Raw genomic sequence first — 15,558 nt, 5'->3', positions numbered from 1 at the left:
GGCCCCGGGAAGTCACCGACCGACGACCGGGGAGGAACTCAGTGAGCGCAATAGCCCGCTGGGCGCGCGGCGGCGGCCTGAGCACGCTGGTTCTGCTGCTGCCACTGCTGGTGGTCTTCGGACTGTTCGCCTGGTTCCCGATCGGGCGGGCGCTGGTCATGAGCCTGCAGGAGACCAACCTGGTCACCGACCCGTCCTGGGTGGGACTGGACAACTTCCGTCAGGTCCTGGGTGACCCGCTGTTCTGGACCTCGGTGCGGAACACGGTCTACTTCACCCTCTTGGCGATGCTGTTCGGCTACCCGGTGCCACTGCTGTTGGCCGTCCTGATGAGCGAGGTGCGACGGGCGAAGGGCCTGTTCAGCGTGCTGGCCTACCTGCCGGTCGTGGTCCCGCCGGTGGTCGCCGTGCTGCTGTGGCGGTTCTTCTACGACGCGAGCTCGACGGGCGTGTTCAACACGATCCTCGGCTGGGTCGGGCTCGGCCCGTTCCCGTGGATCCAGGACGCCTCGTCCGCGATGCCGTCCCTCGTCCTGCAGGCGACCTGGGCCAACGCCGGGGCCACCGTGCTCATCTACCTGGCCGCACTGACCGGCGTCCGCACCGAACTGTACGACGCTGCTGAGGTCGACGGCGCCGGGCTGTGGAAGAAGGTCTGGCACGTCACGCTGCCGCAGCTGCGCAACATCCTGCTGATCACGCTGATCCTCCAGGTGATCTCGACGTTCCAGATCTTCACCGAGCCGTTCCTGATGACCGGCGGCGGACCGCAGAACGCGACGACGACGGTGCTGCTGCAGATCTACGACTACGCGTTCCGGTTCGGCGACTACGGAGCGGCCACCGCACTGTCGGTGCTGCTCGCCCTGTTCCTGGCGATCATGTCCGCGCTGTACTTCCGTGTCACCCGGTCCTGGAGCACGTCATGAGCGAGTCCGTGCAAGCGCCCGAGAAGACCCGGCAGTCGAATCCGGAGGCGCCGGCGGGCCGGGTCGCGCCGGCGACGGCGCCGCGGCGACGGAGAGCCCGGCCGAGCGAGCGGGGCATCCTCTCCGACTTCGACCGGGCCCGGCCCCGCACCCGGTGGGCGATGCGCACGGCACAGGGCCTGGTGCTGGTCATGCTGTTGGTCGCCGCTATCGGGCCGATGCTGTGGCTGGCCAAGGCGGCAGTGACCACCACGCAGGACACGCTGCGCACTCCCCTGGCGCTGTGGCCGAACGGGATCGACTGGGCGAACCTGTCGACGGCGTGGAACGAGGCGGAGATCAGCAGGTACTTCACCAACACGGTGTGGGTCGCCCTGGGCTCGTGGTTCTGCCAGCTGCTGGTCGCGACCACCGGAGGATACGTGCTGTCCGTGCTGCGGCCGAGGTTCTCGCGGCTGCTCACCGGCGCTGTGCTGGCGACGCTGTTCGTGCCCGGTGTCGTCGTTCTCGTGCCGCTGTTCCTCACCGTGCTGGAGCTGCCGGTGCTGGGAACGTCGCTGCTCAACACCTACTGGGCGGTGTGGCTGCCCGCCGGGGCGAACGCGTTCAACCTGCTGCTGGTCAAGCGGTTCATGGACAGCCTGCCGCGGGACGTCTTCGAGGCCGCCCGGATGGACGGGGCCGGTCCGTTCCGGATGCTCGTCGCCGTGGTCCTGCCGATGTCCAAGCCGATCCTCGGCGTCGTGTCGATCTTCGCCGTGCTGAACGCGTGGAAGGACTTCCTCTGGCCGCTGATCGTACTGCCGGAGCCGACGATCCAGCCGCTGTCGGTGCGGCTGCCGATCATCCGCGACACCGTCGAGCTGGACGTGTTCCTCGCCGCGCTGCTCATCTCGATGGCACTGCCGATCGCGATCTTCCTCGCGTTCCAGCGGCTGTTCCTCCGCAACGCCGGCCTCGGCGGCGCCGTCAAAGGCTGACCCCTCCCGAAAATGATCACGTTCCGCATGGAATTCCATGCGTCACCACCCCTGCAAGCCTGGTGATGCGTGCACACGCCTCGTGATGGCCCGACCTCCGCGGCGACGGAGACGCAGGCCACTCACGGCTCGACCAGGTTCAGCCCTCGAGCAGCGCACATCACACACAGCCGTCGCCCGCCGACACATCGGCATACAACTCAGCGTCGGATATACAACTGAGCGTCGGATACCGGCACTTTCGCGGCTGTGTTCGTCGCTCAGTTGTATATCCGACGCTCATATGTACATCCAGCACGCACGTATACCTCCGGCCCACGAGCACTCGACGTTCGTCGCCACGCCGACGGTGGTCTACGGACGGCAGGCCGGACGATCCGGACGCGGCAGGCCGAACACCCAGGACGGTGGACAGGCAGATCACAAGGTCGAGGTTCATCGGTGCGACCATGGGTCCGTAGTCCCCGGAGCCAAGTGCGGACGGCCGGTGGCCGCGGTTCCGCATACCGGTTGAGCACGTCCGACTCGACGTGATCCGAGACGGCGAGATGCGTTCGCCGGTCGCGGCAAGCTGAGCCACCGCGGCCGGCGAACGCTCCACCCGGCTTACCCGGGCTACTCGTTGATGACGAGCTCGAAGGTGGACGTGGTGTTCTTGATGTCCTGGTGGTTGTCGATCAACGTCAGGTTGTCGAACACCGCCGAGCCGACAGCCGGACCCTGTCCCTGCTCGGGCATCTCGTTCACCCAGATGCCGAAGCCCGACTTCGCGTCGAACTCGTCGCCGCTCTTCCGTGCCCCACGGATGGTGACGTCGGTGAACACGGTGTCGGTCACCGGGTTCAGCGGCTGCCCACCCTCGTAGCCGGTCTGGAACATGATCCCCGAGTACGTCGGGTCGACGATGTCGACGTTGTTCACCCGGATGCCCTGGAACTCCTCCGACGCCGAGAAGATCCAGATCCCGGGGAACGTCTGGGCTCCCCAGAAGTGGCCACCGGCACGTACCACGGAGATGTTCTCGAACCGGGTGGGCGGGTCCGCTCCGAACCCGTCCATCGGGATGCCGAAGTCCAGCGAGCTGATCGTGATGCCGGAGTAGACCAGCGTGTCGGCGATGTGGATGTCGCGGAACGTGTTGCCGTAGCCGCCGTACACGGCCAGTCCCGCGGCCCGCCAGGTCAGGATCGAGGTCAGGTTCTCGTAGACGTTGCCGGTCTGGTCACCGCCGCCGCTGTCGGTGGCGGCGAACAGCGCGAAGCTGTCGTCGCCGGAAGCACGCGACTCGATGTTGGTGACCAGGTTGTTCGTGCTGCCGTTGGTCATGTTCAGCACGTCGGCGAACAGGTTCCGCGCCCGCGAGTTCTTGATCGTCATGTTGTCGGTGTTGGTGCCCCAGTACATGCAGACCATGTGCTCGACCCAGATGTCGTCGATGGTGATGTCCGAGACGTCGTGGAAGTCGAACACCTTGCCCGGGCCGTCGATGCGCGACGTGTAGTTGCCGAAGTAGGCGAACCCGGAGAACGTCGACCCGTTGACCGACGAGTCGGCGCGGAACCCCACGTCGGTGTTGTTCTGCGTGGCGGGTGCGTTGAACCGGGTGTACCAGGGGCCCGCGCCGATCACCTCGATCGGCTTGCCGTAGACCTGGAACTTCCGCCCGGTCCGGTAGTCGCCCGGCGGCAGGTAGACACCGAGCAGTTCGCCGGACGTGTCCATGCGGAACTCGTCCAGGACGTCCTGCACGTCGGCGTGGGTGAACCCGTCGGGCTCGATGTAGCGCTGCGGGTCCGGGTTCGGTTCCGGGGCGACCTGTTCGAGGCTGACGAAGTCGATCGCGTAGGTCGACGTGTTCTCCGCGTCCTTCTGCAGCCGGATGGTGCTTCCGGCGGGCACCGTGGTGTCCAGCAGGATGTTCGCCTCGTCGTAGATGTGCCGCGGCTCACCGAGGCCGGGCGAGTTGCCGGGGCTGGCCTCGTTGCCGTAGAGCCAGGCGAACCTCGAGGTCAGCGGCATCGACCGCAGATACTCGCCGTCGACGTAGACGTTCAGGGTGGCCTCGATCCCGCCGCCGCCCGCGGCGTCCGGGATGGAGAAGCGGGTGACCAGCGTGTTCGTGCTCTGCGTCGTGGTGAACTCGACGTACTCGCCGGTGCGGTCCAGCGTCACGGCCTGCCGTCCGGACGCCTCCCCCGCGAGGTCGCCGATGGTCCGGTTCGGGGCCAGCACCTGCGCCCCGCCGCCGACGACGGCGTCCTCCGCCTCGAGCATCACGTACGGCATGTCGGCGCCGCGGCCGATGAACAGCGACCGGTTCGCGGTGTTGTTGTCTTGAGCGACGGGCAGTTCGTTCGCGTCCGCGTCGGCCTCGACCGCCACCGTGAACTGCCCGTCCGCCGCGGTCCACGAGCCGACGTCGACCGGTGCGGAGCCCGCGCCCGGCTCGAGGACGCCGTCGTGCGACCCGCTCAGGGTTCGTACGACGTTCTCGGAACCGTCGGTCACGGTCAGCGTGACGCCGTGCGCACCGCTGGCGGACGCGACGGTGCCCCGGTTCTCTAGCGCGACGGTGAAATCGACGGTCTCGCCCGCAGCCGGGTTCTGCGGCGTCCATGACAACACCGGGACCAGGTCCGAGGTCGCCGCCGGCGCGACGACCAGCGCGTCCGGATGCGTCTCGGTGTTGTTGGTGTCGTCTCGTTCCACCACCGATCCAGCCGGGTCGACCTCGGCGCTCAGCTCGTACGAGGCCGCGTCGAGCGCTCCGACGTCCGCCGACACGCTGGCCGACGCGCCGGCGTCGAGCGGTCCGACCTCGGTCGATCCCACCGTGGCCGCGTCCAGCGAGAAGTCGACCGACGTCGCGGGCGCTGCCAGTTCACCGGTGTTGCGCACGGTTGCCGACAACGTCACGTCGTCGCTCGCGGACGGCGCGCCCGGGCTCCACGCCAGGTCGGCGACCACGAGGTCCGGGTTCGGCGCCGACTCGCCGATCACCTGGAACTCCGCGACCTGACCATTCGGCGCGCCGGTGTTCGCAGTGAACTCGAGGCGGAAGTCGGCCGCGGTCGCGGACACCGGGATGGTCACGGTGTTGCCGGACGCCGGGTCGAACGCGTACTCCCGCTCCGGCACGATGCTCTGGAACGAGCTCGAGCCCTGCGCACGACCGAGGACCTCCAGCGTCTGTGTCCGCGGCCCCCAGACGGGGTCCGGGTTCAGCTGCACGACGACGGCGTTGGCCTCGGCGTTCGCGCCCAGCTCGACAGTGAGTGTGCTCGGGTACGCTCCGGGCGCCCCTTCCCAGTAGGTGCCGGTGTCGTCGTCGTTGGCGTTGGCCGCGACATAGGTGTGCACGGTCGACGACGCGCTGATCGGCCGCCCGGCCGCCAGGTTCCGGCCGGGTCCGTCACCTGCGCCCTCGCGGGTGACGGCGTTGCTGTCGGGCGACTGGTTGCCCACGGCATCACGCGCCCGGACGTGGTAGGTGACTGTCTCGTGCGCGGGACGCGTGTCCGTGTACGACAACGCCGAGCCGTCGACGCTGGTCAGCAGCTCGCCGTTGGCGTACACGTCGTAGCCGGTCACGCCGACGTCGTCGCTCGCGGCGTCCCACGTCAGCTCGATCTCGTCGGCTGACGGCCGGCTGTAGGCCAGGTTCGCCGGGGCGCTCGGCGCCTCGGTGTCGCCTCCGGACGGGCCGTACACCTCGAGCTCGGACAGCTGACCGGCCGGCCACGCGGTGTTCGCGGTGAACCGGAGCCGCAGGTACCGGGCCGTGACGGCGTCGAACGTGACGGTCACGGTGTTGGAGCCCTCCGGTCGGAACGTGTACCGGTCCTCGGCGACCAGGGTGGAGAACGACGAGCCGTCGGAGCTGCCCAGAACCTCGATGGCCTGGGTGCGCGCCTCCCAGCCGCCGGTAGGCAGGCGCAGCACCAGGCTGTCGACCGGGACGGACACGCCGAGGTCGACCTGGAGCCACTCTGGGAACTCGTGGTTCGCGCTCTCCCAGTAACTGCCCGGATCGCCGTCGTTGGCGTTCGCCGCGACGTAGACGTCGGTGTGGCTGCTCGCGCTCATCGGGCGGTCCGCGGCGAGGTCGTCCCCGGCGGGGGTGGAGGCGGGGACGTGCGCGGCCTGCCCGGGCGAACTCGGCAAACCGGCCATGACCAGCACTGCCGCCGGTAGCACGGCCGTCAGGCCTCGCCCGATGCGGCGAGGGAGCGCGCTCGGTGATCTTGGAACCGACATGACGGACACCTCTTTCTTTGTGGGGACAAAGGGCAAGAGTGGATCGATCCGTCGGACTTTGCGGCGGTAACACTCCACTAGAACGTTAAACAGTTCCAGTTTTGCGTAAGTTTGCCGAGATATTACACACACGCCTCTGGGGCGTCAACGGCTCGCCCGAGTGCGTGGTCGGCACCGTTCGCAGCGCCGGACAGATGTGGCTTCACCGCACCGGCATGGACGACGTTCGTCGCGCAGCCGACATCTGTTAACGGACAATCTTCACCCACCGGACACACTGGGCAGGCTCTGCCCACTCAGAGGAGGTCCAACCAGTGTTCAGCTCCGCAACCGGCCGGGGGCGCAGACGCCGGCCGGCGTACGCACTGCTCACCGCGGTCGCGCTGGTGACGCCCGGCGTGGCCGCGTCGTCCGCCGTGTCCAGCGCCGCGCCGTCCACGACCGCCGCCCCACCGGACGTGATCGAGACCGACACGCGCACGCGTCCGGTCACCGCCGGCGTCACCGCCGAGGAGACGGAGACGATCGACGACCGGGGCTGGCAGGTCACCGATGCCGTCACGGTCGACGTCGACGAGGGCGCCTCGGTCGGCTACCTCGCGGCTGGCAGCCTCACCGACGTCGCCCCCGTCACCGAGCAGGCCGAGGCGGCCGGTGCGGTCGCGGCCGTGAACGGCGACTTCTACGACATCAACAACTCCAACGCGCCGAACGGCGCCGTCGTGCGCGACGGTGAGTTGCTCAAGTCGCCGTCCGGAGGCGACGGCCGGATCGTCGCGTTCGACGACGACAGCACCGGCCGGGTCACCGGCCTCGAGTTCACCGGCTCCGTGGACCTGCCTGGCGACGACGCCACACTCGACCGGCTGAACACCTCCACCCTGCCCGCCGACGGCATCGGCGCCTACACGCCGGCGTGGGGTGCGCACCCGCGGACCCGCGCGGTCCAGAACGCCGCGGACGTCACCGAGGTGATCGTCGCCGACGACGTGGTGCGCTCGGTCAGCGACGCCGCCGGCACGGGCACCCTGCCGGAAGGCTCCGTCGCGCTCGTCGGTCGCGGCGACGGCGCGAGCCTGCTCGGCGCGCTGGAGCCCGGCGACCCCGTCACTGTGTCGTGGGAGGCCACCACGGCCGACGGCGAGCCGGTGCACACCGCGATCGGCACCGGCGCGCTGCTGGTCGACGACGGCACGGCACGGCCGGTGAACGACAGCATCTACGCCGCGCGCACCGCGATCGGCTTCTCCGCCGACGGCTCCGAGATCACCATCCTGAGCGCCGACGGCGACAACCACAGCCACAGCCGCGGAGCCACCCTCGGCGAGATGGCTCGCCTGATGGCCGACCGCGGCGTGCACACCGCCGTGGAGATCGACGGCGGCGGCTCGTCGACGATGGTGACGCGCGAGCCGGGCACCGACACGCTCACCGTGGACAACGAGCTCAGCGACGGCGGACTGCGCAGCGTCCCGAACGGCCTGGGCGTCTTCGCCCCCGAGGCCGACGGCGCCACGGCCGGTGTCCGGGCCTCGACCGCCCTCTCGTCCGCGACCGCGCCGGGTGACGCGCCCGTGCCCGGCGGGCGGCCCGACCGGGTGTTCGCGGGGCTCGGCCGCACCATCACCGCCCGTCCGCACGACTCGTCGTTCGCCCCGGCCACCGACGATCCGCAGCTCAGCTGGGAGAGCACCAACGGGACCGTGACCGGGGACGGGACCACCGCCGTCGCGGTGCCGGACGAGCCCGGCACCGCCACCGTGACCGCGGCGGCCGGCGACGCGTCCGACGACGTCACGCTCGAGGTGCTGGAGGCGCCGGAACGGGTCACCACCACCGAGCGCTCGGTGAACGTCGCCTCGGTGGACGACACCGCCACCTTCGGCGTCATCGGACACGACGCGCACGGGAACACCGCACCGATCGAGCCGGCCGATGTCGAGCTGGACTACGACCCGGCGCTGTTCGAGGTCGTCCCGGACGGGGCCCGCGGCTTCCGGGTGGAGCCGGTCCGCGAAGGCGTCGCCGGCCGGGTCGCGGTACGGGTCGGCGGCGCCGAGACGGTCGTCGCGGTGAGCGTCGGCGTGCAACGCCACGTCCTGGACACGTTCGACGACCCGGCGGCGTGGTACGCGTACGGCACCCGCGCCACCGCGGAGGTGGCGCCCACCCCGGACGGTGAGGACGGCGCCGGACTACAGCTCTCGTACGACTTCACCCAGGCCACGGCCACCCGGCTGGGGGTCGCGTCGCTCGAGGAGCCGCTGGGCGTCGAGGGCCGGTCGCGTTCGTTCGGGCTGTCCATCCGCGGCAGCGGCCAGGGCGAGTGGACCGCGTTCACGTTCGTCGACGGTGACGGCAACACCCTGCCCGCGGTCTACGGCCCGTACGTCACCTGGGAGGGCTGGCGCACCGTGGAGCTGGCCGTGCCGGAGGGCTATCCGGACGATCTCGCGTTCAAGCGGTTGACGATCATCGAGACGAAGGCCTCCGCGCAGTACACCGGCGAGGTCGCCATCGACAACCTGTACGTCGAGGCCGCGCCGTCCGTCGAGGTGCCAGCCCCGTCCGAGCCACAGGACCCGGTGGTCGCGCAGAACGCCTCCGCCGGCGACGAGGAATGGACCTTCGCGGTCATGAGCGACGCGCAGTTCGTGGCTCGGAACCCCGACTCCGCACTGGTGCGGGGCGCGCGCCGCACGCTCCGTGAGATCAGGGCAGCCGACCCGGACTTCTTCGTCATCGCCGGCGACTTCGTCGACGAGGCGTCCGAGGCGGACTTCCGGCTCGCGCGGCGGATCCTGGACGAGGAGATCGGCGACTCCGTCCCCTACTACTACGTTCCCGGCAATCACGAGGTCATGGGCGCGGACATCGCCAACTTCGAGCAGCACTTCGGCGAGACCCATCGCGTCTTCGATCACCAGGGCACCCGGTTCGTGACCATGAACACGGCGCTGGGCACCTGGAACGGCAGCGGCTTCGACCAGATCGCGATGCTGCGCCAGGCACTGGACTCCGCCGCCGAGGACCCGGCGGTGAACTCGGTCGTCGTCATCCAGCACCACCCGCCGCGTGACCCGACGCCGTCCGACAACAGCCAGCTCGCCGACCGGCACGAAGCGGCACTCCTGGAGCAGTGGCTCGCCGAGTTCCAGCACGACACCGGCAAGGGCGTGGCCTTCGTCGGCGGGCACGTCGGACTGTTCCACGCCGAGTCGGTGGACGGCGTGCCGTACGTGATCAACGGCAACGCGGCCAAGACCCCGTCCACCGGCGCGGCCGACGGCGGGTTCAGTGGCTGGTCGATGTTCGGCGTGGACCCGGTGACACCGCCGGAGCAGGACGAGGCGGCCGCCGCCCCGCACGAGGGCGGGCCGGACTGGATCACCGCCGAGCTGCGCCCGCACGTGGACGAGCTGACGGTGTCGACGCCCGATCCACTGCCGGTCGGCGCGACGACGACGCTGACCGCCACGGTCGCCCAGGGCGGGCGCAGCGTTCCGGTCGACTACCCGGTCAGCTCCGACTGGGACCCCGCGCCCAACGTGTACGTGGGCGAGCCCGCAGACGCGGGACGACGGCACGTCGCGGCCTTCGACCCGTCGACCAGGGAGCTCACGGCGCTGCGTCCGGGGGTGGCGACGGTCCGGGTCACCGTCAACGACGCGACCGAGACCGTTCGCGTACACCTCACGCGCCGAGAGCGCTGAGCAGGGCACGGATCAGGCGCCGGAGCCGGGCGGTGGACAGCTCCTCCGTCCCGGCTCGGGCGACCTGGTCGAACAGCAGCCCGTCGACGAACGCGATGAACTCCCGTGCCCGTCGTTCGGGCTCGGCGACACCGGCGGCACCGAGCTGCGCGGCGATCATGCCGCGGACCCGTGCCCCGGTCTCGATCAGCACTTCCCGGAGCTCCGGGTGGCGGGTGGCTTCGAGGGTGAGCTCGTAGCGGGCGAGCTCGCGCTCACGTTCGACGGTGAGCCGCCGTACCAGCACCCCGGCGACGTGGTCGGCGAAGCCGTCGAGGTCCCGGTTCGCGGGTGGCAGCTCCGCCGCGTCGCGCTCGACGAGGCGCTCCAGCATGCCTTGCAGCAGTGCGTCCCGGGTGCGGAAGTAGTACGACGTCGATCCCTCGGGCAGGCCCGCGGCGCGGTCCACGGCACGGTGGGTCAGCCCGCGCATGCCGGCACGGGCGGCCGTCGTGATCGCGGCGTCGGTGATCTCGGACCGGCGCGTCATCGGCATATCCTCTACAGCTGTAGTATGTCCACTACTGATGTAGAGGAGAATACCGATGAAAGCACTCATCGTGGGCGGCGGCATCGGCGGGCTCGCGGCGGCGGTGGCATTCGATCGGCACGGCTGGCAGGTGGAGGTCCTGGAGCGCGCGGACGAGTTCACCGAGGTCGGCGCCGGCATATCGCTGTGGCCGAACGCGCTGCGCGCCCTGGACACGCTGGGTGTGGGTTCGGTGGTGCGGAGTCGGGCGCTGCTGAGCATGCAGGCCGGGATCCGCGACCGCACCGGCCGGTGGCTGTCGCGCACCGACACCGACGAGCTCGAGCGCCGGTTCGGCCAGATGGCCATGCTGCACCGCGCCGACCTGCTGGACACGCTGCGCTCGAACGTGCCGCCCGGTGCGCTGCACCCGGGCGTGACCGTGCACGAGGTGACGCCGGACGGCACCGTGCGGCACTCGGACGGCACCTCGGGCGGTGACGTCGTGGTCGGCGCCGACGGCATCGGCAGCGTGGTCCGGCGCTCGGTCGTGCCGGACGCGCCGGCACCGCGCTACGCCGGCTACACCGCCTGGCGCATGGTCACCTCACCGGTCGACCTGGAGGACGGCGGCGAGACGTGGGGACGCGGCACCCGCTTCGGGTACGCGCCGTTGCCGGACGGACGCGCCTACTGCTTCGCCACCGTGAACGCGCCGCAGGGTGGCGTGGAGGCGGACGTGAGTGCGCTGCGGACACGGTTCGCGTCGTGGCACGAGCCGATCCCGCGACTACTCGCGGCCACCGAGCCGCACGCCGTCGCGCGGCACGACATCCACCACCTGCCGCCGCTGCGGACCTTCACGGCCGGCCGCGTCGCCCTGCTCGGCGACGCCGCGCACGCGATGACCCCTGATCTCGGCCAGGGCGCCTGCCAGGCGCTCGAGGACTCGGTGGTACTCGCCGCGTCGGCGGCCGGCGGTCGCCACATGGACGACGCGCTGGCCGCCTACGATCGGTCACGGCGGCCGCGCACCCGGATGATCGCGCGGCGCGCCCGCCGGATCGGCCGGGTGGCGCAATGGTCGGCGGCGCCAGCGGTGGCGCTGCGCGACGCGGTGATGGCCCGCACGCCCCGATCGGCGCTCGTACGTTCACTCACACCGGTGCTCGACTGGACGCCTCCCGGCTGAGTCCGCATCGCCCCCGGCGGCGAGCCCTTCCACCAGCGCGACGAACCGCTCCATCGCGGCGTCCACGCCGGCGCGGTCACCGGTCGCGAGCAGGTCGAGCAGCAGTCCGCGCGCGACCGCCACGCCGAGGCGTGCCTGCGCCCGGGCGTCGTCGCCGGTCAGTCCCCAGCGCTGCATCGAGACCGCCAGCGGGTCGACCCACGCGTCGACGATGCCGTCGAGCAGCGGCGTCGCCGCCGGGTCGCCGTGCAGCGCACGCCCGTAGACCTCGAAGAACAACCGCTCGTACGGCCACAGCTGCGGATCGGACACCCTGGCCCAGGACCTGCGTGCGACCTCGCCAGGCGGCGCGTCGTCGACCTCCAGCTCGGCCAGCGAGTCGCGCTGGCGCTGCTCCATGAGCCGCACCACCTCGACGAGCAGCCCTTCCTTCGAGCCGAAGTGGTAGATCAGCATCCGATGGCTGGTGCCCAGCGCCGACGCGATCTGCCGGAGGCTGCGTTCACCCACGCCGTGCGCCGCGACGTATTCCACCGCGGTCTCGAGCAGGCGCTGCCTGCCGCCCTCCTCGGTCACCCCGACATCGTATCTGTACCATTTGGTACAACCGTTGGGGAGGTTCCACCATGGCTGTTCAGGACATCGACGTCAGCGCGACGACAGCCGCGTCGCCACACACCGTGCACGCGTTGCTGGTCGACGGCGCGACCTGGCCGACGTGGTCGCCACTGGGCTCGTTCGAGCTGGAGCGACCGGCCGACGACGGCAGCGAGGGCGCCGGCGCCATCCGGATCTTCCGGACCGGTCGGCTGCGCAACCGCGAGCGGATCGTCGAGTGCGTCCCCGGGCGCCGGTTGAGCTACGTCCTGCTCGAGGGCATGGCCGTCCGGGGCTACCGGGCCGACATCGATCTCACCGAGACGGCCGACGGCACGCGGATCCGCTGGCACTCGACGTTCCGCGCGAAGATGCCGGGCATGGGCGGCGTCTACCGCCGGAGCCTGACGACGTTCCTGCAACGCTCGGTCGACGGGCTCGCCGAGCGCGCCGCAGCGCTCGAGGGCCGCGCCGCCGGGAACGGCTGACCCCCCGTCTCCCCATGAATGTCAGGGGTGGGACGCTCACTCCACCTCGTTGCGGACCTGTGACACCGCGGCTTCGACCTGTTCGCGGACGTCCGGGTCGTTCACGTCCACTCCCGCGTCGAGCTGCGCGGACCACACGATCTTGTCGTCGGCGGTGCGGCGTCCGGTCACCCGCACGCCACGACCGCCGGTGACCGGCACGTGCCGGCTGATGAGGACGCTGGCCGTGACCTGCTCGCGGACGATGTCGACCAGCGGCCCCGGCTCCTGCAGCGCCACCCGGTGCCGGCGGCGCCCGCCCGCGGCGTCGGGCACCTCGCGCACGTCGAGCCGGTTGTCGTCACCATCCCACGAGGCCGACTCGATGCTGCTCCACTCGACCTCCTCGGAGCCTTCCGGTCCTCCGGGCAGGCGCAGGCCCCGGCTCGTGGCCACCACGTCGCCACCGTCGGTGCTCTCCGCCTTCGCGAGCAGCCGTTCGCCGGGCCGCAGCCCCTCGACATCGCGGTTTCGCCGTAGACGCACACGGCCACCATAGACGAGTGGCTCCGCCCCGTTACACGAGATAGTCGCGCAGCTCGCCCGCCCACTCGTTCCGCCGCAGCTTGGTCAGCGTGCGGTGCTCGATCTGGCGGACCCGCTCGCGGGTGACGCCGAACTCCTGGCCGACCTCCTCGAGCGTGCGCGCCCGGCCGTCGTCCAGCCCGTACCGCAGCCGCACGACCCGACGTTCGCGCTCGCTGAGGCCGTCCAGCACCTGCTCGACCTGGTCGCGTAACATCAGCCGGGCCACCAGCTCGTCCGGCGTGAGGGCGTCGTTGTCCTCGACGAAATCGCCGAACGAGGTGTCGGCGGCCTCGCCCACCGGCGACTGCAGGCTCACCGGCTCGTCGGCGTACGACAGCAGCTCGGCGACCCGCTCCGGGTCGAGCGACGTCGCCTCCGCGATCTCGTCGACGCTGAGGTCGCGTGCCTGGATCTGCGCGGCCGAACGCACCGCCCGCAGCACCCGGTTCAGCTCGTCGACCACGTGCACCGGCAGCCGGATGGTCCGCCCCTGCTCGGCCAGCGCGCGGCTGATGGCCTGGCGGATCCACCAGGTGGCGTAGGTCGAGAACTTGAAACCCTTGGCGTAGTCGAACCGTTCGACCGCGCGCATCAGGCCGACGTTGCCCTCCTGCACCAGGTCGAGCAGCGGCAGGCCACGGCGGGTGTAGCGGCGAGCGACCGAGACCACCAGCCGCAGGTTCGCCTCGACCAGCTCGGCCTTCGCCTGCCGGCCCCGGCGGACCAGCTCGACCAGGGCGTCGTGGTCGGGATCGCGTCCGTTCGACGACGACAGCCGCTCCTCGGCCAGCACGCCGACCTCGATGGCCCGCGCCAGCGCCACCTCGTCGGCCGCCGACAACAGCGGCACCCGTCCGATCTCGCGCAGGTATCGCCTGGTGAGATCGGCGCCGTCGTCACGGCCACTGCCGGCCTCGGCCGCTGCCGTCTCCGCGGCCACGGCACCCGCATGTCCACCGTGCTCGTGCCGCCCGCGTTGGGACGGCACCGCATGATCGTCCACCCTCGATCGAACCACCGGCACCACCTCGGCTCGCCACCAAGTGTGCCCTGCGGGACTGGCTCACATCTACCCTTCCGAGCCGATTCGACGATCATCGTTCACCTGAACATCGTCGCGGATGACGTGCACAGCCACGCGCACGCTCGCTCGCACGAGCATCCGCACGGCCGCCGCTCACCGAGGATCCCGCACCGAGAACGACGACGGCCGGCCGCGCGCCCCTCCTTTCGGGACGTGCGACCGGCCGCAAGCCGGGTGCGTCAGCGCATCCGCACGTTGCGCAGGTAGTCGTAGCCGACCCGCGCGGTCTGCAGCGGCGTGACGTCCGGTGTGTCGTTCTCCATGATGTACTCGAGCACCCGGTGCCCGCGGAAGATCCGCGGGAAGTCGATGTGCCCCGTGCCGAGGTCGGCCATGTCGCCGGTGTCGGCGTGCCGGTCCTTCACGTGGTACTGCAGCACCTTCTGCGGAGCGCGGCGGATGACGTCGAGCGTGAAGCCCTCCGGGTCGTCCACACCCTCGCCGCTGTTGATACCGCCGGTGACCACCCAGTAGATGTCGATCTCCAGGTGCACCAGCCCCGGGTCCAGCTCGGAGGTGAGGACGTCCCACGGCGTGCGGCCACCGCCGAGGTCGATGGTGAACTCGTGCGCGTGGTTGTGATAGCCGTACCGCAGTCCGGCGGCCTTGGCCTGCTCGGCCTCGACGTTCATCCGCTCGGCCCATGCCTGCCAGTCGCTGAGGCTCGACGAGTTCAGGTACGGGACGACCATGTAGCCCTGGCCGAGGGTGAGCGCGTTCTCGATCTTCTGGTCGAGCCCTGCCTGATCACCGCTGATGCCGTCGTGGCTGGACGTGCACTTCACGCCGATCTCGTCGTAGAACGCACGCAGCTCGGCGGCCGTACGGCCGTAATAGCCGGCCTGCTCCACCTTCGGGTAGCCGAAGTCCGCGATCGCGCGCAGTGTGGCGTCGAAGCCCGGCTCGCCGCCCAGCGCCTCGCGGACCGAGTACAGCTGGATGCTGATCAGCCCCGGCGGCACGATCGGGCGGTTCGGCGCGGGCCGGGCCGTCGCCTGCGCGGCGGCCGTTGCACCCGCACCGGCGAGCGCCACGCCACCGGCCGTGGCCGCCGCGCCCTTCAGGAAGCCGCGGCGGTCGAGGCCCCGCTCGGACAGCGACTGGCGCAGCGCGCCGTGGCCGTCATACCCGTAACACATGGTGTTCCCCTCTCCGTAGGGTGATGCGTGGATCGAGCACTGACCGACACCCCGATGATCATCGGCAGTTAGACGTCTGTATGGCCGCCAAGTGCCGATGATCA

11 protein-coding genes are annotated in these 15,558 nt (G+C 70.6%); 5 read left to right on the top strand and 6 right to left on the bottom strand.

Annotated elements, in window-relative coordinates:
- Positions 1-41: 41 nt before the first annotated feature.
- Positions 42-929: a carbohydrate ABC transporter permease gene (locus CLV30_RS04630; protein WP_205740421.1), complete on the top strand. Its 888-nt coding sequence runs from the start codon at positions 42-44 to the stop codon at positions 927-929.
- On the top strand, positions 926-1,909 hold the full coding sequence (locus CLV30_RS04625) for a carbohydrate ABC transporter permease (RefSeq protein WP_106535982.1): 984 nt from the start codon (positions 926-928) through the stop codon (positions 1,907-1,909). The genes CLV30_RS04630 and CLV30_RS04625 overlap by 4 nt, the downstream gene beginning before the upstream one ends.
- Before the next feature lie 615 nt (positions 1,910-2,524).
- Here CLV30_RS04625 and CLV30_RS04620 read toward each other — a convergent pair.
- On the bottom strand, positions 2,525-6,082 hold the full coding sequence (locus CLV30_RS04620) for a discoidin domain-containing protein (protein ID WP_106536086.1): 3,558 nt from the start codon (positions 6,080-6,082) through the stop codon (positions 2,525-2,527).
- A gap of 398 nt (positions 6,083-6,480) precedes the next feature.
- Here CLV30_RS04620 and CLV30_RS04615 point away from each other — a divergent pair, with 398 nt between their 5' ends.
- Entirely contained in the window at positions 6,481-9,879 is a 3,399-nt protein-coding gene (locus tag CLV30_RS04615; protein ID WP_106535981.1) for a phosphodiester glycosidase family protein, read from the top strand.
- Here the strand turns inward: CLV30_RS04615 and CLV30_RS04610 are convergent.
- Positions 9,860-10,408 (bottom strand): TetR/AcrR family transcriptional regulator, encoded by a 549-nt coding sequence (locus tag CLV30_RS04610; protein ID WP_165358429.1) that lies wholly within the window; start codon positions 10,406-10,408, stop codon positions 9,860-9,862. The genes CLV30_RS04615 and CLV30_RS04610 overlap by 20 nt on opposite strands.
- 55 nt (positions 10,409-10,463) lie before the next feature.
- Between CLV30_RS04610 and CLV30_RS04605 the strand changes: the two genes are divergently transcribed.
- A complete protein-coding gene (locus tag CLV30_RS04605; RefSeq protein ID WP_106535979.1) occupies positions 10,464-11,579 on the top strand; it encodes an FAD-dependent monooxygenase in 1,116 nt (371 codons plus the stop codon).
- On the opposite strand, the gene CLV30_RS04600 is transcribed toward CLV30_RS04605, so the two are convergent.
- Positions 11,541-12,155, bottom strand: a complete 615-nt coding sequence (locus CLV30_RS04600) for a TetR/AcrR family transcriptional regulator (RefSeq protein ID WP_205740423.1) — start codon at positions 12,153-12,155, stop codon at positions 11,541-11,543. The genes CLV30_RS04605 and CLV30_RS04600 overlap by 39 nt on opposite strands.
- Positions 12,156-12,205: 50 nt before the next feature.
- On the opposite strand from CLV30_RS04600, the gene CLV30_RS04595 reads away from it, so the two are divergent.
- The gene (locus CLV30_RS04595; RefSeq protein WP_106535978.1) at positions 12,206-12,664 is read left to right on the top strand and encodes an SRPBCC family protein; all 459 of its coding nucleotides are present in this window, start codon (positions 12,206-12,208) and stop codon (positions 12,662-12,664) included.
- A gap of 36 nt (positions 12,665-12,700) precedes the next feature.
- On the opposite strand, the gene CLV30_RS04590 is transcribed toward CLV30_RS04595, so the two are convergent.
- The 3 genes from CLV30_RS04590 to CLV30_RS04580 form a co-directional block, all read right to left on the bottom strand.
- The gene (locus CLV30_RS04590) at positions 12,701-13,189 is read right to left on the bottom strand and encodes a hypothetical protein (RefSeq protein WP_106535977.1); all 489 of its coding nucleotides are present in this window, start codon (positions 13,187-13,189) and stop codon (positions 12,701-12,703) included.
- Between the two features lie 31 nt (positions 13,190-13,220).
- Positions 13,221-14,219 (bottom strand): sigma-70 family RNA polymerase sigma factor, encoded by a 999-nt coding sequence (locus CLV30_RS04585; protein ID WP_420841954.1) that lies wholly within the window; start codon positions 14,217-14,219, stop codon positions 13,221-13,223.
- Between the two features lie 275 nt (positions 14,220-14,494).
- The gene (locus tag CLV30_RS04580; protein WP_106535975.1) at positions 14,495-15,454 is read right to left on the bottom strand and encodes a sugar phosphate isomerase/epimerase family protein; all 960 of its coding nucleotides are present in this window, start codon (positions 15,452-15,454) and stop codon (positions 14,495-14,497) included.
- Between the last annotated feature and the right edge of the window lie 104 nt (positions 15,455-15,558).

The organism is Haloactinopolyspora alba, assembly GCF_003014555.1.
In the GTDB taxonomy this organism is placed as follows: Bacteria; Actinomycetota; Actinomycetes; order Jiangellales; family Jiangellaceae; genus Haloactinopolyspora; species Haloactinopolyspora alba.
This window is presented reverse-complemented; position numbering and strand designations above follow the sequence as displayed.

What these genes read in the sequence shown, in the direction of transcription:
- CLV30_RS04595 (WP_106535978.1), top strand. Translation starts at nt 12,206, where the DNA reads ATGGCTGTTCAGGACATCGACGTCAGCGCGACGACAGCCGCGTCGCCA.
- CLV30_RS04625 (WP_106535982.1), top strand. Translation starts at nt 926, where the DNA reads ATGAGCGAGTCCGTGCAAGCGCCCGAGAAGACCCGGCAGTCGAATCCG.
- CLV30_RS04620 (WP_106536086.1), bottom strand. Translation starts at nt 6,082, where the DNA reads ATGGCCGGTTTGCCGAGTTCGCCCGGGCAGGCCGCGCACGTCCCCGCC.
- CLV30_RS04605 (WP_106535979.1), top strand. Translation starts at nt 10,464, where the DNA reads ATGAAAGCACTCATCGTGGGCGGCGGCATCGGCGGGCTCGCGGCGGCG.
- CLV30_RS04610 (WP_165358429.1), bottom strand. Translation starts at nt 10,408, where the DNA reads ATGACGCGCCGGTCCGAGATCACCGACGCCGCGATCACGACGGCCGCC.
- CLV30_RS04580 (WP_106535975.1), bottom strand. Translation starts at nt 15,454, where the DNA reads ATGTGTTACGGGTATGACGGCCACGGCGCGCTGCGCCAGTCGCTGTCC.